This window comes from Inhella proteolytica (assembly GCF_016093275.1).
Taxonomy (GTDB): domain Bacteria; phylum Pseudomonadota; class Gammaproteobacteria; order Burkholderiales; family Burkholderiaceae_C; genus Inhella; species Inhella proteolytica.
This window is the reverse complement of sequence record NZ_JAEDAK010000009.1, coordinates 108,808-128,924: the sequence shown is the minus strand read 5'-3', so window position 1 is coordinate 128,924 and position 20,117 is coordinate 108,808. Positions and strand designations below refer to the sequence as shown.

14 protein-coding genes are annotated in these 20,117 nt (G+C 66.7%); all 14 read left to right on the top strand.

The features are described 5' to 3' along the window. The first annotated feature begins 57 nt into the window (after positions 1-57). The 14 genes from I7X39_RS14055 (at position 58) to I7X39_RS13990 (ending at position 20,117) form a co-directional block, all read left to right on the top strand. Positions 58-360, top strand: a complete 303-nt coding sequence (locus tag I7X39_RS14055) for a hypothetical protein (RefSeq protein ID WP_198111796.1) — start codon at positions 58-60, stop codon at positions 358-360. A gap of 55 nt (positions 361-415) precedes the next feature. After that, a complete protein-coding gene (locus I7X39_RS14050) occupies positions 416-952 on the top strand; it encodes a hypothetical protein (protein ID WP_198111795.1) in 537 nt (178 codons plus the stop codon). Between the two features lie 150 nt (positions 953-1,102). After that, a complete protein-coding gene (locus I7X39_RS14045) occupies positions 1,103-1,726 on the top strand; it encodes a hypothetical protein (RefSeq protein WP_310739925.1) in 624 nt (207 codons plus the stop codon). 41 nt (positions 1,727-1,767) lie between these two features. Continuing rightward, entirely contained in the window at positions 1,768-3,513 is a 1,746-nt protein-coding gene (locus I7X39_RS14040; RefSeq protein WP_310739924.1) for a type I secretion system permease/ATPase, read from the top strand. After that, positions 3,510-5,255 (top strand): type I secretion system permease/ATPase, encoded by a 1,746-nt coding sequence (locus tag I7X39_RS14035; protein ID WP_198111792.1) that lies wholly within the window; start codon positions 3,510-3,512, stop codon positions 5,253-5,255. The genes I7X39_RS14040 and I7X39_RS14035 overlap by 4 nt, the downstream gene beginning before the upstream one ends. A 5-nt stretch (positions 5,256-5,260) precedes the next feature. Then, positions 5,261-6,610 (top strand): HlyD family type I secretion periplasmic adaptor subunit, encoded by a 1,350-nt coding sequence (locus tag I7X39_RS14030; protein ID WP_198111791.1) that lies wholly within the window; start codon positions 5,261-5,263, stop codon positions 6,608-6,610. A 2-nt stretch (positions 6,611-6,612) separates the two neighbouring features. Further along, positions 6,613-7,977 (top strand): TolC family outer membrane protein, encoded by a 1,365-nt coding sequence (locus I7X39_RS14025; RefSeq protein ID WP_198111790.1) that lies wholly within the window; start codon positions 6,613-6,615, stop codon positions 7,975-7,977. A 2-nt stretch (positions 7,978-7,979) separates the two neighbouring features. Further along, a complete protein-coding gene (locus I7X39_RS14020; protein ID WP_198111789.1) occupies positions 7,980-8,852 on the top strand; it encodes a peptidylprolyl isomerase in 873 nt (290 codons plus the stop codon). Positions 8,853-8,857: 5 nt separating this feature from the next. Then, positions 8,858-9,652, top strand: coding sequence for an ABC transporter permease (locus I7X39_RS14015; protein WP_198111788.1), 795 nt, complete (start codon positions 8,858-8,860; stop codon positions 9,650-9,652). Between the two features lie 2 nt (positions 9,653-9,654). Continuing rightward, on the top strand, positions 9,655-10,920 hold the full coding sequence (locus I7X39_RS14010) for an ABC transporter ATP-binding protein (protein ID WP_198111787.1): 1,266 nt from the start codon (positions 9,655-9,657) through the stop codon (positions 10,918-10,920). A gap of 398 nt (positions 10,921-11,318) precedes the next feature. Next, the gene (locus I7X39_RS14005; RefSeq protein WP_198111786.1) at positions 11,319-12,458 is read left to right on the top strand and encodes a GNAT family N-acetyltransferase; all 1,140 of its coding nucleotides are present in this window, start codon (positions 11,319-11,321) and stop codon (positions 12,456-12,458) included. Positions 12,459-12,462: 4 nt separating this feature from the next. Then, entirely contained in the window at positions 12,463-16,464 is a 4,002-nt protein-coding gene (locus I7X39_RS14000; protein WP_198111785.1) for a glycosyltransferase, read from the top strand. Between the two features lie 44 nt (positions 16,465-16,508). After that, on the top strand, positions 16,509-17,564 hold the full coding sequence (locus I7X39_RS13995) for a glycosyltransferase (protein ID WP_198111784.1): 1,056 nt from the start codon (positions 16,509-16,511) through the stop codon (positions 17,562-17,564). Positions 17,565-17,570: 6 nt separating this feature from the next. After that, positions 17,571-20,117, top strand: a complete 2,547-nt coding sequence (locus I7X39_RS13990) for a glycosyltransferase (protein ID WP_198111783.1) — start codon at positions 17,571-17,573, stop codon at positions 20,115-20,117.

Here is a 20,117-nt window from a genome sequence, read left to right as displayed (position 1 = left end):
TGAGTTGACCCGCTGGCAGCCCAAACGGCCCTGCCGGCCTACAAGGTAGAAATAGCAATGGCAAACAAGCAAATCGTTTTCGCCGACCGTCTGGTGGGCCTCTCTCTCCAGAACGGGCTGGTCCGCATGGACCTGGCCGTGAACGCCGGCCAGGTCAAGAACAAGGAAGGCAAGACCGGCCAACGCATGGAAGTCACCACGCAATTGGTGCTGCCGCTGGATGCGTTCGCCAATGCCGTGGCCATGCAGCAGAACGCCCTCAAGCAGGTGGTCAGCCGCGCCCAGCAGGGTGCCGGCAAGGACAAGCCGGAAGCCAAGACCGAGGCTGAGGCTGAGAAGCCTGCCAAGGCCAAGAAGTAATCCGAAGTCAACCGACTGCTGCGCCCCGCCCAACCAGGCGGGGCGCTTTGCCTTCATGCTCAAGCACATCCGACTGCGCTACGACCCGATTGCCGACCGTCTGCTCCTGGATCTCCAGATGGCGACGCCCCAGGGCGGGCTGGAAAGCCATTTGCTGCACTTGACCCGGCGCATCGTTCACCGCTGGCGAGGCGAGCTTCAGGCCATGGTGGATATGTCAGCCGAACTGCCGCAGCGCATGGACCCGGCGGCACGCGCGGCCATCTCACAGGCCCACCACCAGGCGATGTCTGCGCAGGTGAATGCCAGGACGGAGCCGGCTCCCCCCGCAGAGGCAGAAGTGCAAGGGGAGCCCCCGCGCCTCGTCACCCGCATCGGCTGTGGCCGGCACAAGCTGGATGGCCGATGGGTGCTGCAATTCGAATGTGAATCCGGTGCGCCGCTTACCTTGGTGCTGGGCACCAAGACGCTTCACGGCTTGGTGGACGCACTGTCGCGCCGCGTCCAATCGGCCCATTGGGGCCTGCCAGCCGTCGCCACCGAACGGCAAGCCGTCAGCGCACCGCCTCCGACCGGCGGCGCATTGCACTGAATTTCTGAACAGGGGAGGGTGCGGCCCCTTCAGCTGCAGATGCAAACTGAGCTGGACATTTCATATAGGACACCTATATGATCCTGCTCCTATATGAAAAGCCGAATCCGTCTGCAGCTACAAACCAGTGCGTCGCAACACGCGCGCCTGGTGGCCTTGCAGCAGGCGTTCGCGCAGGCCTGTAACGAGCTGGCGCCGATCGTGCAGCAGACGGCCTGTTGGAACCGGGTTGCCCTGCACCACATGGTCTACAAGGCCATGCGCGCGAAGTTCCCCGAACTGGGTTCGCAGATGGTCTGCAATGCCATCTACTCGGTTTCGCGCTCCTGCCGCCTTGTGTACCAACACCCCGGCAGCCCCTTCAATCTCCAGCGCCTGGGCGGCAAGCCCCTGCCGAGGGTGCACTTTCTGCCGCAATCCCCGGTCTATTTCGATCGCCACACCCTCAGCCTGAAGGGCGGGCAAGTTTCCATGTTCACGCTGGATGGGCGCATGCGCTTCAGCCTGGCGCTCAGTGACGCCGATGAACGGCGTTTTCGCACCGAAAAGTTGTGCGAGATCGTTCTCAACCAGCAGGGCGGGCAGTTCTGGCTGACCTTCCAACTCGACGACGGGCAGGCGCCGGAGCTGGGTTCGGCCGAAGAGGAACTGGACGCCACCCCGGCCGCCCGCGGCAGTGAACTGCCTGAATACATGCTGGTAATCGACGACGCGCCGCACGCCGCCATGCCGACTTCGGTGCCGGCTGTCTCTCTCACCATGACCTCACCATGAGCCTTCCGCAAAAGTCTTCAGCCCCGCCCTCCGAGGCCCCCGTGAAAGACGCCCTGCGCGAGCAACGGCCGTACTTCGCTCAGGCGGCGCGCCTGAGCGCCGTCATTGGCGTGTTCGCCCTGGCGCCGTCCTGGTTCATGTTCGAGGTCTATGGCCGCGTGATGGACAGCCGCAGCTATGCCACGTTGGGCTGGCTGCTGCTTGCTGTTGCCGGCGTGTACGTCATCATGGAACTGCTCGAGGTTGCCCGTTCCCGAGCGCTGTTTGCAGCCGCCGAGCGCTTTGACGCGCAGTTGCGCGAACGGGCCTTCAATGCGACCTTCGACGCCAATCTGCGTCGCATGCCCGGTGGCACGCCGCAGGTTCTGGCCGACCTGCGTGCGATCAAGGACTTCATCCCCTCCCTGGTGGTGACAGCGCTCATGGACCTGCCGGCCGCTGTGCTCTGCCTGGTGCTGCTGTTCGCGATGAGTCCCTGGCTGGGGGTTCTGGCGGTGGTGGGCATGCTGTTGCAGGCCCTGCTGGGTTGGGTGACGGAGCGCCGCACCATGCCGTTGCTGTCGGAGGCGACGACCGCCTCCATCGAAGCGCAGAACTATGCCGCCGGAGCGATGCGGGGTGCGCAGGTCATTGAGTCCATGGGCATGCTGCGCGCCGTCCATGGCCGATTCATGGAGCGCCAGAAGCGCTTCATCACGCGCCAGGCAGCGGCTTCGGACACCGCGGGCCTGACCTCCATGGCCGCCAAGCTGGTGCAGACCATTCAGGGCTCTCTGCTGCTGGGCGCAGCCTGCTACCTGACGCTGCACAACGGCATCTGGGGCGGGGCCAGCATGATGATCATTGCGTCCATCCTGGGCGGGCGGGCGCTGGGCCCGTCGGTGCAACTGGTGTCGAACTGGCGCGCGGTGGTGAACGTTCGTGACGCCTACAAGCGCTTGAACAGCCTGCTTGTGAAGCTGCCGCCGACCGAGCCGGGCATGCCCCTGCCGGCGCCCAAGGGCGTACTGACGGTGGAGCAGGTCGTGGCCGCCCCACCGGGTAGCGCCGTCCCCGTGCTCAAGGGCGTGAGTCTGGTGGCCGTGCCGGGTGAGGTGACGATGATCATCGGCCCTTCGGCTTCCGGCAAGACGACGCTGGCGCGCTTGATCATGGGCCTCTGGCCGGCGTCGGCCGGCAAGGTGCGCCTGGATGGCGCGGACGTCCACGCCTGGCACAAGTCCCAACTCGGACCGTACCTGGGCTACCTGCCGCAGGGGGTGGAGCTGTTCGATGGCACGGTCGCGGAAAACATCGCCCGCTTCGGCAAGGTGGACATGGAAGAAGTGCGGGCGGTTTCGGATCGCGTCGGCATCACCGCGATGATCGAGGCGCTTCCAGAGGGTTTCGACACGCGCATCGGCGAGGAAGGTGCCGTGCTCTCCGGGGGGCAGCGCCAGCGTCTTGGCCTGGCCCGAGCGCTTTATGGCAATCCCAAACTCGTGGTCCTGGATGAACCCAATGCCAGCTTGGACGAAGCTGGCGAGAAGTCCTTGCTGGCCTTGCTGATGAACCTGAAGCAGCAAGGCACCACCGTACTGGCCATTACGCACCGCACCACGCTGCTGCCCGCGGCAGACAAATTGCTGGTGCTGAATGAAGGTCAGGCGGCGATGTTCGGGCCTCGGGACGAAGTGCTCGCAGCGCTGAAGAAGGCCAACGAGCAGGCGCGCGGCCAGGCCGCGCAACAAGCGCAACAACGCATGCAGGCCGCCCAGCCGGCCGCGATCACGGGGAGCCCCGCATGAATACCGCTGTCGTGAGCGCCGGCGCACCGGCGCCGCAGTCCACGGTCCAAAGTCCGAAGCTCGGCTTCTTTGAGCGCAGCGAGCTTGGGCGCGCGCTATGGCGCTTCCGTCGCGAATTGCTCTGGGTCTGCATCTTTAGCTTTTTCGCCAATCTGCTGTCGCTGACGTCCACCGTGTACATGCTGCAGGTGTATGACCGCGTCATGCTGAGTGGCAATGAGCTGACGCTGGCAGCCCTGAGCCTGCTCGCCTTGCTGTTCTATTTCGTCATGGGCTTCGCCGAGTGGCTGCGCTCGCGCTTGCTGGTGCGGGCCGGCGCCCTGTTCGATGACCGCCTCAACACGCGCGTCTTCAATGCCAGCTTCGAGGCCCGGCTGCGTGGCATGGCCAAGAACCCTCTGCAGGCCCTGGGGGATCTGACCAATCTGCGCCAGTTCATTACCGGCAGCGGTGTGTTCGCGGTCATGGATCTGCCCTGGATGCTGGTCTATGTGGGGGTGCTGTTCCTGATGCATCGGTGGCTGGGTTGGGCGGCACTGGCCTTTTGCGTGCTGCAGCTGGCGATGGCCCTGGTGAGTCATCGCCTGGTCTCATCGCGCCACAAGAAGGCCCAGGAACTCAGCCTGGAGACGAACGGATTTCTGCAAGCCAAGCTGCGCAATGCCGAGACGGTCGAAGCGCTGGGCATGCTGGGCAATCTGCGCCGCCAGTGGCTGTCGCTGTACGAGCGACAACTCCAGGGCCAGGCAGATGCCCAAGAGCTGCAGCGGCGCATTCAGGCGGTGACCAAGTTCGTGCAGTACTTTCAGCAATCGCTCATCCTGGCCATTGGCGCCGTGCTGGCCCTTCAAGGCAGCATCAGTGCCGGCGCCATGATTGCCTCCAATGCACTGATGACCAATGCGCTGCGCCCGATCAGCATGGTGGTGGGGCTGTGGAAGCAGTACGTTGAGACGGCAGCCGCCTATCGCCGCCTGGAGCAGGTGCTGGCCGATAACCCGGTACGCGAATCGGCGCCGGGAGACCGCAGCCTGCACGGCCAGATCAGCCTGCGCGACCTGAGCGCCAATGCACCCGGTCGCAAGACGCCGATCCTCAAGAACCTGACCATCGATTTCAATCCGGGAGAGGTGGTGGCCATCGTCGGTCCCTCAGGCGCCGGCAAGTCCACTTTGGCCCGCTGCTTGCTCGGCATCTGGCCGGACACGACCGGCGAAGTGCTGCTGGATCAGCGTCCGATTGCCCAGTGGTCACGCGAAGACCTGGGGCCTCAGGTGGGTTACCTGCCCCAGGACATCGAAATGTTCGAGGGCACGATTGCCGAGAACATCGCGCGCTTCGAGAAGGTCGACCCGCAACAGATCATCGAAGCGGCGCAGCGCACCGGCATTCACGACATGATTCTGCGCCTGCCCAAGGGCTACGACACCCCGATGGGCGAGGCCGGCGGTCTGCTCTCGGGAGGTCAGCGTCAGCGCATCGGCCTGGCCCGAGCGGTGATCGGTGATCCGGCCATCGTGGTGCTGGATGAGCCCAATGCCAATCTGGACGACGTGGGCGAGGCCGCGCTGATTCGGGCCGTCAAGGACCTGAAGGCGCGCGGAAAGACCGTCTTCATGATCGTGCATCAGCAACACATCCTGGCCGCGGCTGACCGCGTGCTCATTCTCGAAAACGGCCAAATCAGCCGTTTCCTCCCGGTGGTCCATCAGCCCGCCCCGCAGAACAACCCGCAAGCCTGAGCATCATGAGCATCAACACCACCGCTGTGGCGGCCAACGCCGCGGACGTTGAAGACGTCGAACTGAAAACCGATACCCGGCCGGTCATCCGACTGGGCTTCTGGACCCTGATCGTGGGCTTCGGCCTGTTCCTCGCCTGGGCCGCCTGGGCTCCGCTGGGCGAAGGTGTGGCCGCACAGGCGCAGGTTTCGGTGGAGACGCGCCGCAAGACCATCCAGCACCAGTCTGGCGGCGTGATCCGCGAGCTCAAGGTCAAAGAAGGGCAGGAGGTCAAGGCTGGAGACGTCCTGCTGGAACTCGACGATGGCGCGACCCGTGCCGGCTTCGAGGCGATCCGCCAGAACTACTACGCCCAGCGCGCCCACGAGGGCCGACTGATGGCCGAGCTTTCAGGTGCGGCCGCCATCCAGTTCCACCCCGACTTGCTGAACGCCGCCAAGGATCCGGTGGCTGCGCAGCACATGGCCGTGCAACAGAAGCTGTTCAGCGCCCGCCGTGCGGCGCAGGCGGCCGAGGTGGCTGCCGCGGAACAGGCGATTGCTGGTTTGCAGGGCCAGTTGGCCGGTGTGCAGCAGATGCTGGTGACCCGCAAGCAGCAGGCCGAGATTCAGGCGCGCCAATTGGGGAACATCCGCGCATTGGCCGAGGAGGGCTTTGCGCCGCGCAACCAGGCCCTTCAACTGGAGCAGACGCAGGCCGAGCTGCGCGCCTCGATGACCGAGATGGAATCACAAGTCCAGCGCTTGTACAGCGCGATTGCCGAAACGCGCTTGCGCATTGCCCAACGACAGCAGGAGTACCTGAAGGAATCTTCGAGCCTGCTGGCCGATGTGCGCCGCGAGGTGCAGGCCAATCAGGAGCGCATGGCAGCGGCGTCCAACGAGTTGGGCCGCACGCAGATCAAGGCGCCGGTGGCGGGTCAGATCGTTGCCTTGGCGGTGGCGGGCCCGGGTGGTGTGGTGACGCCCGGCCAGCGCCTGATGGACGTGCTGCCGCGCGGCGAGGCCCTGCTGCTGGATGCGCGCATCTCGCCCCAGGTGATCGACCGCGTCAAGGCTGGCGATCTGGTCGAGGTGCGTTTCAGCGCCTTTGCGAACTCGCCGCAACTGGTCGTACACGGCAAGCTGGCCTCACTTTCGGGTGATGCACTGACCGAGCAGACGGGCAATGGACTCATGACCTACTACCTGGCCCGCATCGAGCTGACGCCCGAAGGCATGAAAGCCTTGGGCGATCGCCAGGTGCAGCCCGGCATGCAGGCCGAAGTGCTGATCAAGACCGGTGAGCGTTCGCTGCTGACCTACCTGCTGCATCCGCTGTTGAAGCGCGTGGCGGCCTCGATGACCGAGGAATGAGCATGAAGCGCCTTCTTCGCAGTGCCATGGCGGTGGCGGCCTGGCTGGCCCTGTCGCCGGCGGCCCAGGCCATGAGTTTTGGCGAGGCCTTCACCGCCGCACGCCAGAACGATGCCCAGTACCGCGCGGCCGGCCACGAGTTGGAAGCCAACCGGTTGGCCGTGCCGGTGGCGCGCGCGGCCCTGATGCCGAACGTGAGCATCAATGCCTCGCAGCAGGAGGTCGATGGCTGGCGCAAGTCCCGCAACGCGAACAACCAGGACATGCGGCTGCGACTGGAGTACACGTCGCCACAGGCTTCAGTCGGGATGCGCATGCCCATCATCAACCGCGAGCTGGGGCTGCGGGTGGAACAGGCGGGTGCGCAGGCGGAATACGCCGAGTACCAGTACCAACTGCGTGGCAACGACCTGGTGGATCGGTTGGCCAACGCCTACCTGACGGTGCTGCTGGTCGAGCAGACCAAGCTCCATGTGGACAAGCTCGTGGAGGCCCTCGCTCAGCAGGTGGCTCAGGCCCAGCAGCGCCTGGCGCGTGGTGAGGGCACGCGGGTTGAAGTGGCGCGCGGCCAGGCCGAGTTGGACCTGGCGAAGGTGCGCGTGCTGGAGACTGACGACCAGTTGCAACTGGCGCGCCGCCAGTTGCAGCGCCTCACGGGCCAACCGCTGACCCAGGCGCTGCAGATGCCCGCGGCCGTGGAGCCGCCGCCGCTGGAGCCGCAAGGCCTGTTTGCCTGGCTGGAGCTGGCCAACCGCCAGAACCCTGCCTTGAAGGCGCGCGAGCAAAGCCTGGAAGTGGCCAAGCTCGGTGTGAAGCGCAACCGCGCCGCCCATCTGCCGCGCTTGGACCTGGTGGCCAGCTACTCGCAGAACGAGAACGAGTCGGTCAGCAATCTGGGGCAGAGCACCACGCAACGCGCCATCGGTGTGCAGCTGAACATTCCGATCTACTCGGGTGGTGGCGTCGAGGCCAGCGTGCGCCAGGCCGTGGCCGACCGCTCGCGTGCCGAGGAAGAGATCCGGCAGGAGCGCGAGAACGTCGAGATCGAAGTGCAGCGCCAGTACCAGCTGACGCAGAACGGTGTGGGGCGCATCAAGGCGCAGGAACGCGCCGTGGCCTCGGCCGAACTGGCGGTGACGGGCATGCGTCGCGCGCTGGAGGGCGGTGCGGGTACCACCGGAGACCTGGCCGATGCGCTCTCGCGCAGCTACGCGGCGCAGCGTGAACTGGCCCAGGCACGCATCGACTACCTGCTGGCCCGGACCCGCTTGATGCTCAGTGCCGGCTTCGGCATGAGCGAAGTGGCCCAAGAACTTGACCGCCTGCTGGCCCTGGCGCCGGCGGCTTCCACGACGGCTGAGAAATGACGATGCGTCCAATCCTGAACCTACTTTTGGGTGGCCTGCTGCTGGGCCTGAGCGCCTGTGGCGGCGGTGGCGGTTCCGCGGGTGGGGGCGGTCGCCCCTCGGTCACCAACATCAGCGCCAATCCGGTGCAGTTCGGACGCACGATGGTGGTTTCGGTCAGCGGCTTCGAACTGGCCGATGGCGCCATCCAGCTCGACGTGAGCGACGGTGGCTGCGAAGAGCTGACCACCGTGACGGGCGGCACCGAGACCCAGCAGCAGTTCACCTGCAAGGTGGCCAATCTGGGCGCACTGCGCCCGAAAGTGCGCGACGCTGAAGGCAAGTTGCTGGCCGAACTGAGCCTGAACGTGCCGATGCCCCAGGTGACGATGCGCATGACGCAGGGCACGCGCACCGGCACCTTTGTGGTGGAGCTGGACCCGGGCGCGGCGCGCAGCACGGTGCGCAACTTTCTCGACTACGTCAATGCCGGCTTCTACACCAGCACACTGATGCATCGCGTCGAGCAGGGCGTGGTGGCTCAGGGCGGGCTGTACACCAACAACGCCCAGCGCACCGCCAAGACCGCGCTGTTCCCACCCATCAAACTGCAGGCCGACAACGGGCTCAAGCACCTGAAGTACAGCCTGGCGATGTTCCATGGCGCCGAGCCTGATTCGGCCACCTCCGAGTTCTTCCTGAACTTGAAAGACAACCCGCAGTTCGACTTCGGCGTGCATCCGCAGGGTTACACCGTGTTCGGCAAGGTGGTCTCGGGCTTCGAGATCGTGGACGAGTTCAGCAAGCTGCCGGGCCGCACGGTGCCGCTCGAAGAGCCCTTCGCCTTCCTGCCCGACCCGGTGGTGGTGATCACCTCCATCGTGCAAACGCGCTGAGCCGCATGGTGTTGGGCCTGCGCCGCGCGCTGCAACTGGCCTGGCCGCTGGCGCGCCGCGACATCGCGGCGCGCTATCGCGGCAGCATGGCCGGCCTGCTGTGGACCCTGATCGGGCCGTTGGCCATGGTGGCCATCTACGCCGCCGTGTTCCAGGGCGTCTTCAAGGCGCGCTGGCCGGGCAGCGGCGGGGCCGACTCCGATGGCCTGTCCTACGCGCTGCGTCTGTTTGCCGGGTTGATCGTGTTCAGTGCCTTCTCGGAAGTGGCGGGCCGCGCCACGCGGCTGATGCAGGACAACGCCAGCCTGGTCAAGCGCGTGGTGTTCCCGCTGGAGTTGCTGGCCTTGGCCTTGGTGCTGCAGGTGGCGGTGCATATGGCCGTGCAGCTGGGTGTGCTGACCCTGCTGGCGGTGCTGACCGGTGCCGGCCTGCAAGCCTCGCTGCTGTGGCTGCTGGCCCTGCTGCCTTGGGTGCTGGCCCTGCTGCTGGCCGTAGCCTTGGCCTTGGCGGCACTGGGCTGCTACCTGCGTGACCTGCAGCACCTGGTGCCCCTGGCCATGAGCGGATTGATGTTCTTGTCGCCGGTGTTCTATCCGATGGACCAGGCGCCTGAGGTGTTGCGCGGCCTGCTGTGGCTGAACCCGCTGACGGCGCCGATCGAGGCCATGCGCGCCGCCTGGTTCGGGCTGCCGGTGAACCTCGAGCTGCTGGGCCTGCAGGCGCTGGCTACGGCACTGGCGCTGCCGCTGGCTGCACTGCTGTTCCGTCGCCTTCGCCCCGGCTTCGCCGACCTCGTCTAGCCATGGCCGATACCGGTATCGCCATCGCCCTGTCCGGCGTGGGCAAGAGCTACACCCTGGAGCAGCGCCCCTGGCACCGCCTTTGGCAGCAGCTGTTGGGCCGGCCCATCCACGGGCTGCAGCACCATGCGTTGCAGGGCGTGAATCTGGAGCTGCGCCGTGGTGAGTCGCTCGGCATCATCGGCCGCAATGGCGCGGGTAAATCGACGCTGCTGCAGCTGGTCTGCGGCGTGCTGGACCCGAGCACCGGCACGCGCAAGGTGGAAGGCCGAATTGCCGCGCTGCTGGAGTTGGGCGCGGGCTTCAACCCCGAGCTCAGCGGGCGCGAGAACGTGCGACTGAACGGCCCCTTGCTGGGTCTCTCTAGCACCGAGATGGAGCGCCGCTTGCCCGAGATCATCGAGTTCGCCGGCATCGGCGAATTCGTCGACCAGCCCGTGCGCAGCTACTCCAGCGGCATGTTCGTGCGCCTGGCTTTTGCCATGGCCACCAGCGTGGAGCCCGACATCCTGGTCATCGACGAGGCCTTGTCTGTCGGCGATGGCGTGTTCGCGCGCCGCTCCTTCGACCGCATCATGGCCTTGAAGGAGCGCGGCGCCACGGTGCTGTTCTGCTCGCATTCCACCTACCACATCGAGGCCCTGTGCAACCGTGTTCTGTGGCTGGAGCAAGGCCGGGTGCGCATGCTTGGGGCCGCGGCGGAAGTGGTGGCGGCCTACAACGACTACATCGGCGGCGAGACCCATGGTGGCGAGGGCAACCCCCTGCGCACCGGCGGCGTGACACCGATGCAGGGGGCCGATGAAGTGGTGGGTGCGAGTGCGGGTGTGCACCCGCCGCCCTTCCGTCCGGGCGAGGGGCGCATCCTTTCGCTGCAGGCGCGCGCCGGTCAGCAGGTCGGCCGCCACCTGAAGCTGCACAGCGGCCGCGAGGACTTGGTGCTGGACGTGGCCTTCCAGGTCGACCCGGCGCTGCCGGCCCCCAGCGTGTTGATGGCGCTGGCCACCCGCGCCGGCACCCTGGTGGCGAGCGCGGGCACACACAACGACGGGTTGGTGCTGGAGCGCGATGCGCGCGGCAATGGCCGCGTCAGCCTGACCCTGCCCAAGCTGCCCCTGCTCAAGGGCGAGTACGTCATCGACATCTACCTCGCGTGTGAGCGTGGACTGCACTACTACGCCACCGCGCCCTCTGCCTTCGAGCTGCAGATGACGCAGGACGGCCTGGAGCAGGGCGTGGTGAACCTGGGCCATCGGTGGGCTACCTAGGTATGCAAGGTGCCTTTCCCGCGGCACTGGGCGTGTCGGCCCCGTCCGCCTTTGCAGCAACTGAGAGCGGTGCGGACGTCTGGCCTTCCAATGGCTTGGCTGGTGGGCCTGATGGGGGACAGCTTGCGGACGGACTGGGCGGTCATGCCGTGGAGCGTCTGGCCCGTGAGCGCATTGGCGTTCAACCCGGAGAGCCTTTTACGCTTCTGCGTGCGCCGCTGGCGGCCTGGAGCCCGCTTTGGTTGGCCGATCACCCGGACTTGGCCCAGGCCTGGGGTCAAGACCGCACGTGCTGGCTATTGGCGGAGTTGCGACTGAAGACCGAGCCAGCCAGCAGCCGTAGCGTGCCCAGCTTGGCCGCACTGGAGGCTTGGGCGGTGCGGAATGGGGTTCGATTGATGCGCCGACTGGATGTGCTTCAGCCCCTGCTGGCACACCGTGCCGCCTTGCTTCCAGGCCTGCCAGAACCAGCGCGTCAGGAATTGCGGGACCGCGAGGCCGCGCTTCGTACCGGTGCACACGCGGCGCTATTGATCGAACTGGGCCAGGGCGTGGCGCCCCCGCTGCGGCCGGTTCAAGTCGGCTCAGGGCGCGCCACAGAAATGCGCGCTCTGTTCGAAGAGATTTTCGGGCACCCCATGAGCGAGGCCCATTGGCGCTGGAAGTACGCCACCGGTCTTGGCCACGCCGTGGGTCTGCTCGATGCCGAGGGCAGTCTGGTCGCGCACTACGGTGGGCTGACTCGACCGGCGCGGGTCTTTGGCGAGCGCGTGATGGCTTGCCAAGTCTGCGATGTCATGGTGTCGCCGCGCGCGCGCCGGTCCTTGGCGCGTCGAGGTCCCATGTTCAATTTGGCCGCCAGCTTCCTGGAGGAGCAGATTGGCTGGGGCTTGCGCCATGAGATTGGGTTTGGCTTTCCGAGCGCGCGTCACCATGGCGCAGCCGATCGACTGGGCCTCTACGAGGCGGTTGATCGGGTGGTGGAGCTGAGCTGGCCCGCGCGAGGTCACTCCGTGAACGCCCACGTGCGACCAGTGGCGCTGCAGAACGGGCGCCTTATGGTGAAGGCAGTGGCGCGCATCGAGAGCCTCTGGCGGGAGATGGCCAAAGACATGGGTGAAAGCGCGCTGGGTGAACGCGATGCCGCCTGGGTTCAGTGGCGCTATTTGGATCGACCCGAGGTGGAGTACGAGCTGCACTGGGTCCTTTCGCCGTGGATCTTTCGCCCCTTGGGCCTGTTGGTATTGCGCCGCCGTGAAGACGCGCTCGAACTGATGGACCTGATCGCACCCAAGCCTGCATTTGGTCGCTTGGTCCAGGCTGCCCGGCAAATGGCCCATGTCGCCGGTCTTCCTGTGGTGCGCATGTGGATCACGGCCTCGCACCGGGAGTTGTTTGCAGTGGCAGATCCTCAAACGCCGGCCAATGAGAGGGAGCTCAACATTGACGTCCCGGCATGCGCCCACACACTTGGCCCGGAGCCGGCGCGATTTCGTGGGCGATGGTTTCTGATGGCGGGCGACGCCGACTTCACCTGAACCCATGTTTGGAACCTTCGCCGAACCCGAACTCGTGCCCTACCAGTCCATGGGGCCACTGCCCTGGCGCTCCTTGCTGGTCTTGGCGCCACATCCGGACGACGAGGTATTCGGCTGCGGCGGCCTGCTGGCTACTGCTGCCGATCAAGGTGTGTCCTGCCGAGTCCTGGTGCTGACCGATGGTGCCGCCGCAGGGGATGCGGAGGTGCGCGTGGCGGAGAGCCGTCGCGCTGCCACCGTGCTGGGGTACGCACGCGATCCGGATGCCCTGCAGTTCCTGCGGCACCCGGACCGTGAACTGCAGCCCGATGAGGGGCTCCTGAGGGAGCTGAGGAAACACGCCGAACAACTTGCTGCCGATGTCGTTCTGGCCCCCTCGCCGTTCGAGATTCACCCCGACCACCGGGCCGCTTGCGTGGCCGCGGTGCTGGTCGCGCGTGAGCTGCAGTGCCCGGTGCTGTTTTACGAAGTGGGTCAGGCCTTGATGCCCAATCGGCTGGTCGACATTACCGCGCAGCTTGCGCGCAAGCAGGCGGCGATGGCTTGTTTCGAGTCGCAGCTGTGCGAACAGGCCTATGCCGAGCAGATCTTGGCCCTGAACCGCTTCCGCGCTTACACCCTGGGTTCGCAAGTCAGCCATGCCGAGGCCTTCTGGTTGCTGCAGCCGGAGCAACTGCGTGGCGCAGTGGCGGGTGTGGCGGAGCAATTGCGACAAAACCTGGTGGCGCGGCTGCACTCCACGCCTTCCAACGCCGGGGCGCTCACATCGGGGCCATGCCCCGAGCAGCAGGCAACCGACCAGGCCATGCCCGAACGCATCAGCGTGCTGGTGCGCAGCATGGATCGGGACAGCTTGCGCGCATGCCTGGCCGGACTCGTGGCCCAACGCGCCGATCTGCTTCACGAAGTTGTGGTGGTCAACGCCACCGGACGGGCACACCGGCCGCTGAAAGACTTTGAACTGCCAGACACGCTGCCCTTGCGCTTGATCGAACCTGGTCGGGCGCTGGATCGCGCTGCGGCCGCGAACCATGCACTCGAACAGTCGCAAGGCGAGCTTTTGCTCATGCTGGATGACGACGATCTGGTCGATCCGACCCATCTGGAGCGCCTGCATGCTGCCTTGACGGCGGCGCCCGCAGCGATCGCGGCCTACAGCGGTGTGCGCCTGGTGGACCAGGACGGGCTGCCGCAGGGTGAGCTGGACGAGCCCTTCGACCGCCTGCGGCTCTGGTGCGCCAACTACCTACCCATCCATGCCGTGCTGTTCCGGCGAGCGGCCCTGGCGCCCGGCCAGCGGTTCGACGAACGCTTGCCGGTTTATGAAGACTGGGCGTTCTGGCTGCAACTGGCGCAGCGCGGTGAGTTTGTGCATGTGCCGGGTTGTTCTGCAACGTATCGCTTGGCTGGAGCTTCCGGGCTGGGGCGAGACGCTGCGCCTGACTTCGTCTCGCACGCGCGCGCGCGAACCTACGAGAGTCTGCGCGCCACCCTCTCTTCTGAGACTCTGGAGCGCCTGCTGGCATGGGCAGAGTCCTTGCGCGTGCAGCACGGCGACGCTTTGAGGCATCTCGACGCCGAGCGCCGCAAGGGCCAGCGGCAATTGCAGCAACTTGCCGAGCAAACCCTGGTGCTGCAGGCGTGTGATCGGGAACTGGAGACCACTCGCCGGCAGGCGGAACTGGACCACCAGCAAGCCCAGCAGCAGGTTGCCGAAATGCAGCGCTACCAGCACCAAGTGCTGCGTGATCTTGAACAACAGCGGCAAGGCTACCAAGCACTGGAACAGGCCTTCCAAGGCCTTCAGGCTTCGCTGTCATGGCGCATCACGGCGCCTTTGCGGGCAGTGCGAAGCTGGGTCTCCCCACAAGGCGTCAGGCGCATGGCCCGTGCGTTACCGCTGGCACCTGCGCGCAAGCAGCAGGTCAAGCTGTGGCTGAGTTCGATGCCTTGGGGGCGAACGCTGCTGCGCCGGCTGGCACCGGGTGCGCCCAGTGCGCCACAAGGAGTGCCGCCGCTGGACAAAGAAGCCGTGCGTCGCGATGCAGAGGCAGCTTTGGACCGGTTTCTGGCGAGTTCGGGGCGTTTGCGGTTTGATGCGGCAGGCCCATCACCGCAGGTCAGCGTCATCGTCGTGCTCTATAACCAGGCTGGCCTGACGCTGTGGTGTTTGGAGGCACTGGCCGCTTCGCGCGGGGTCCGCTTCGAGCTGCTGGTGGTGGACAACGCTTCGTCGGACCGCGTGCCGGCCCTGCTGCAGCGCATCGACGGCGCCACGCTATTGCCGCAGACCGAGAACCTGGGCTTCCTGCGCGCTGTGAACTTGGCCGCCCAGCACGCACGGGGCGAGCACTTGCTGCTGCTGAACAACGACGCCGTGGTGGAGCCCGACACCTTGGCTCATGCCCTTGAGCGCCTGCAGGCCGAACCCGATGTGGGGGCGGTCGGCGGGCCCATCATGCTTTGGGATGGCCGGTTGCAGGAGGCGGGTTCGATCGTCTGGAATGACGGCAGCTGCTTGGGCTACGGACGCGGCGATGATCCGGACTCTGGTCCGTATCGATTCGTGCGCGATGTGGACTACTGCTCAGGGGCGTTCCTCATGGTGCGCCATGCCCTCTGGCGCCAGTGCGGTGGATTTGACGAGCGGTATGCACCTGCTTACTACGAAGAGAGCGACTTGTGCATGCGCCTGATCGAGGGGGGCTACCGGATCGTGTACGACCCGCGCGTTCGCGTGCGTCACTTTGAGTTCGCGAGCGATGCCGGCAGTGGACGCGCGCTGGAGTTGCAGGCTCGCAATCGTGTGCGCTTTGCGGATGCCCACCAGAGCGCGCTGTGCCAGCAGCAAGATCCTGATGGGCTCAATGTCTTGCGGGCGCGGCAACGCCTCAAGCCAGGCGCCTGCCGGGTGCTGGTTGTCGATGACCGAACTCCCTTGCCATGGCTGGGGCAAGGCTATCCGCGCGCTTGCAGCCTGGTGCAGGCTTTGGCCGGCGCGGGCCACGCCGTCACCCATTACCCGCTGCAGTTCCCTCATGAAGACTGGGCGGATGTTTATCGCGCATTGCCCGAACGGGTTGAGGTGATGTTGGACTTGGGTCTGGCAGGCCTTGAGGACTTTTTGTCGCGTCGTGAAGGGCACTACCAACTTCTGATCGTCAGCCGCCCGCACAACATGCAGGCACTGAGCGCCTTGCGCGCGCGCAGGCCCGAGCTGTTCGCAGGGCTGCGATGGGTCTACGACGCTGAGGCTCTGTTCAGCCTGCGTGAAATCGTCAAGGCGTCGGTGCAGGGACGGCCCCTCAGCAATGCGCAGCAGCGTCGCTTGGTTTCTGACGAGCTGGACTTGGTGCGTGAAGCGAACACCGTGCTGGCCGTGTCCGACGCCGAAGCCACTCACTACCGGGCGGCCGGGTTTGCCGATGTGCGCGTGCTAGGGCATTCATTGATGCTCAAGCCAACGCCTGCACGCTTTGAGGAGCGGCATGGCTTTCTCTTCGTCGGTGCCATCCAATCCGATGATTCGCCCAATGGTGACAGCTTGCTGTGGTTTGCGCGGGAAGTCTGGCCTCTGATCGAAGCCGAGTTGGGCGATACGGCGCACCTGGACGTTGTCGGGCCCTGCGACTCCGCGGCGGTTCGGGCCTTGGCGAATGCTCGAATTCGGGTGCACGGCAGAGTCGACCACTTGGATTCTTGGTTGAACCAGGCACGTGTCTTCCTGGCGCCCACGCGATTTGCTGCCGGGATACCGCACAAGGCCCATGAGGCCGCTGCTGCCGGCCTTCCTGTTGCCGCCTCCAGCCTTATTGCCCAGCAACTCAGCTGGCAAGAGTGGATGCCGCACGGAAGTACCCCTCTTGCGCTGGCCCAGGCCTGCGTGAAGCTGCACACGGATGCTGCGTATTGGTCGCAGATGCGCGCGCAAGCCCTTGAGGCGGTTGCCGAGGACTGCGACCCGTCGGCGTTTGAGCGCCAGGTGTTGGCGCTTCTGCCTGACTAGCCCATCCAGGGGACCGAAATATGAATCAGGCGCAGAAGTCATCGGTGTCTGTGCTGATCCGCAGCATGGACCGCGACAGCCTGCCCCAGGCCCTGTGCTCGCTGGCCGACCAGGGCGTGGACGAGCTGGAGGTGCTGGTGCTCAACGCCAGCGGCCGCCCGCACCGGCCGCTACCGGCCGGGCTGCCGGCGGGGCTGAGCGGGCGGGTGCGCCTGATCGAGCCGTCCGCTGCGCTGGACCGCGCGGCCGCGGCCAATCGGCTGCTGGAGGAGGCGCGCTCCGACGCGCTGCTGTTCCTGGACGACGACGATGAGCTGCTGCCCGGCCACCTCGGTCGGCTGGCGGCCGCCCTGCGCGCTGCACCCGCGGCTGCCGCGGCCTACGGCGACGTCGAGTACGGTCGCTGGCAAGCGCTCGAGTGGCAGCCCGAGCACCGCTTCGCTGCGCCCTTTGACCGCTGGCGTCTGCTGTTCGAGAACTACCTGCCCATCCACGCGGTGCTGTTCCGTCGCCTACCCGGGCTGCGCTTTGACGAAGGCTTCCCGGTCTTCGAGGACTGGGACTTCTGGCTGCAGCTGGCCGAGCGCGGGCCCTTCGAGCATGTGCCCGGCATTGGCGCGCGCTATGTGGCCGGCGCGACGCAGGGCTCCGGCGTGTTCGAGGCGCACAGCCGCAACGAGGCGCAGCGGCAGGCGCTGTACGCCAAGTGGCTGGCGCGCCTGAGTGCGGCCGAGGCCGGCGCCCTGCTGGCCTATGTGCGCGAGCTTTACCAGGCGCATGGGCAGTTGCAGGGTGAACTGGCCACGGCCACCGCCGGCCATGCGGCCACCCGCCGGGTGCTGCAGGCGCGCGAGGCCGAGTTGGCCGATCTGCAGCAGGCGCGCACGGACCTGCAGGCCGTGCTGACTGCCCGCGAGCAGGAGATCCGCAATGCGCTGGCCGAGCAGGACAGCCAGCGCGCCGTACGCGCCGCGCGCGAAACCGAGATCGCCGCACTGCACAGCCACGCCCAGGCGCTGCAGGCCGAACTGAACCAACTCAAGGCGCTCACGCCCTGGCAGTCCTTCCAGGCTGCGCGGCGCCGCGCCAAGCCTTCCTGATCCACCATGGCCGCTGCCACGACGCCGACCTGCGTCTTCACCATCGTCTCGAAGAACTACCTGCATTACGCCCTCAACCTGATGGAGAGCGTGGCGCAGCACCTGCCGGCCGCGCAGCGCGTGGTGGTGCTGTGCGACAGCACGGAGGGCCTGGAGTCGCCCCCCGCGGGCATCGAGTTCCTCGGCATCGAAGACCTGGGCATCGCCCAGGTCGATCGCATGCTGTTCCAGTACACCATCCTGGAGCTGAATACGGCCATCAAGCCCTTCGCGTTTCGCAAGCTGTTCGAGCGCGAAGCCCTGGGCTCGGTCATCTACTTCGACCCCGACATCCAGCTCTTCAGCAGCGGTGCGCCCCTGCTTGCGCGCCTGCAGCAGGCCGATGTGGTGCTCACGCCCCACCTGGGCGCGCCGCTCGACGATGACCGCCACCCCTCGGATCTGTCGATCCTGCAGAGCGGCACCTACAACCTCGGCTTCCTGGCCCTGCGCCGCAGTGCCGATGCGCGCACGCTGCTGGACTGGTGGAGCGAGAAGCTGCGCCGCGACTGCGTGGTCGACATCCCGCGCGGACTGTTCACCGACCAGAAGTGGATGGACCTGGTGCCGGGCTTCTTCGAGCGCGTCTGCATCGAACGCCACCCGGGCTGGAACGTCGCCTACTGGAACCTCCAGCATCGCGCGGTGACGCAGGACGGCGAAGGCTTCAAGGTCAATGGCGAGCCGCTGTTCTTCTTCCACTTCTCGGGCTACAGCATCGGCAGTCGCGCCATCAGCAAGCACCAGGACCGCTTCGAGCTGGCGCAGTGCAGCGCCGCCACTCAGCAGCTGTTCGCGCAGTATGTCGAGCGCCTGGACCGCTTCGGCCGCAGCCGCTATGCCGCCATGCCGTACGCCTTTGCGCGGCTGGCCAATGGCATCAGCCTGCCCGATGTGGCGCGCAAGGTGCTGCGCCTGGAACTGCTCGATCAGGTGCCGCTGCCGGACCTGCGCACCCCGGCCGGCGCCGAGGCGCTGTGCACCGCCCTGCTGGCACCGGTGGATGGGCTGCAGCCGCCGCTCTCGCGCGTGGCGCTGCAGCTGCACCGGGACCGGGCAGATCTGCAATCGGCTTTTCCGGATGTGCGCGGCGCGCACCGCCAGGCCTACCTGAGCTGGTTTGCCGAGCGTGCGCCCATCGAGGCCGGCCTGCCCGACGCCTGGGTGCAGCCGGCCCCCGGCAGCCCGGCCGCCGCGCCCCGGCCCGTCGCCCCGGCGCCGGGCCGGCAGGGCGCCACCCTGTTCCGCACCGCCTACCGCCTGGCTTGGCAGAGCCGCAACCTGCTGCGCCCCTTCACCACCCCGGCGCTGCGCCACAAGGTGCGCAGCTACCTGGTGGGCCGCGCCTTCCCGCCTGCTGCCACCGCTCCTGCGGCGGCAGCGGGCGTAGCCACTGCCGTGCCTGCGGGGCTGAACCTGATCGGCTACGTCAAGGCCGAGAGCGGCGTGGGCGAGTCGGCCCGGGCCACGCTGCGCGCGCTGCGCGCCGTGGATTTCCCGCTGGCCGTGCGCGACTTCCAGGCCGGCAATGTCTCGCGCATGGGCGAGCAGGTGGAGGAAACCGCCCCAGCCGATCAGCCCTTTGCGGCCAGCCTCTTCCATATCAATGCCGACCAGCTGCCGCTGGCCCGCACCGTGATTGGCGAAGCGCTCTTCCAGGTGCCGCGGCGCATCGGCTACTGGGCCTGGGAGCTGGAGAACTTCCCGGCCGAGTGGTGCAACGCCTTTGCCCATGTCGACGAAGTGTGGGTGCCTTCCACCTTCTGCCAGCAGGCCATTGCGCAGCGCGCGCCGGTGCCCGTGCTGGTGATGCCGCACGCCATCGAGATCCCGGCGCAAGTCCGGCCCGAGCGCGCCCGCTTTGGCTTGCGCGAGGGCAGCGTGGCCTTCCTGGCCATGGCCGATCTGCTCAGCAGCGCCGCGCGCAAGAACCCGCTGGGTGCCCTGGAGGTCTATGTGAAGGCCTTCGAGGGCCGGCAGGACGATGTGCAGCTGGTGCTCAAGGTCAGCAATGGCGAGCGGGACCCGGCGGCGATGGCCGCGCTGCGCGCCCTGGCCGCGCGCGCCCCGGGCGTGCAGCTGATCGAGGGCTATCTGGATCGCCCCAGTCTCAATGGCCTGATCGAGTCGGTCGACTGTTTTGTCTCGCTGCACCGCTCCGAGGGCTTTGGCCTGGTGCTGGCCGAAGCCATGGCGCGCGGCAAGGTGGTGCTGGCCACGGCCTGGTCCGGCAATATGGATTTCATGACGGCGGAAAACTCGCTGCCGGTGCGCTACGAACTGGTGCCGCTGCAGCAGGACGAAGGCCCCTACCGCCGGGGCGAGCGCTGGGCCGAGCCCGATCTGGATGACGCCGCGGCCAAGCTGCGCCAGGTGGCCGAGGACGCCGCACTGCGCCAGCGCCTGGGGGCTCAGGCGCGCGTGGATTGCGAGCGGCAGCTTGCACCGGCCGTGGTGGGCCGCCGCATGCAGCAGCGCTTGCAGCTGCTGCTGAACCTGGGCGAAGGAGCCTGA

Bases quoted from the DNA above. Each gene is read 5' to 3' on its own strand.
- I7X39_RS14055 (WP_198111796.1), top strand. From the start codon at position 58: ATGGCAAACAAGCAAATCGTTTTCGCCGACCGTCTGGTGGGCCTCTCT.
- I7X39_RS14050 (WP_198111795.1), top strand. From the start codon at position 416: ATGCTCAAGCACATCCGACTGCGCTACGACCCGATTGCCGACCGTCTG.
- I7X39_RS14035 (WP_198111792.1), top strand. From the start codon at position 3,510: ATGAATACCGCTGTCGTGAGCGCCGGCGCACCGGCGCCGCAGTCCACG.
- I7X39_RS14030 (WP_198111791.1), top strand. From the start codon at position 5,261: ATGAGCATCAACACCACCGCTGTGGCGGCCAACGCCGCGGACGTTGAA.
- I7X39_RS14025 (WP_198111790.1), top strand. From the start codon at position 6,613: ATGAAGCGCCTTCTTCGCAGTGCCATGGCGGTGGCGGCCTGGCTGGCC.
- I7X39_RS14020 (WP_198111789.1), top strand. From the start codon at position 7,980: ATGCGTCCAATCCTGAACCTACTTTTGGGTGGCCTGCTGCTGGGCCTG.
- I7X39_RS14015 (WP_198111788.1), top strand. From the start codon at position 8,858: ATGGTGTTGGGCCTGCGCCGCGCGCTGCAACTGGCCTGGCCGCTGGCG.
- I7X39_RS14010 (WP_198111787.1), top strand. From the start codon at position 9,655: ATGGCCGATACCGGTATCGCCATCGCCCTGTCCGGCGTGGGCAAGAGC.
- I7X39_RS14005 (WP_198111786.1), top strand. From the start codon at position 11,319: ATGCGCCGACTGGATGTGCTTCAGCCCCTGCTGGCACACCGTGCCGCC.
- I7X39_RS14000 (WP_198111785.1), top strand. From the start codon at position 12,463: ATGTTTGGAACCTTCGCCGAACCCGAACTCGTGCCCTACCAGTCCATG.
- I7X39_RS13990 (WP_198111783.1), top strand. From the start codon at position 17,571: ATGGCCGCTGCCACGACGCCGACCTGCGTCTTCACCATCGTCTCGAAG.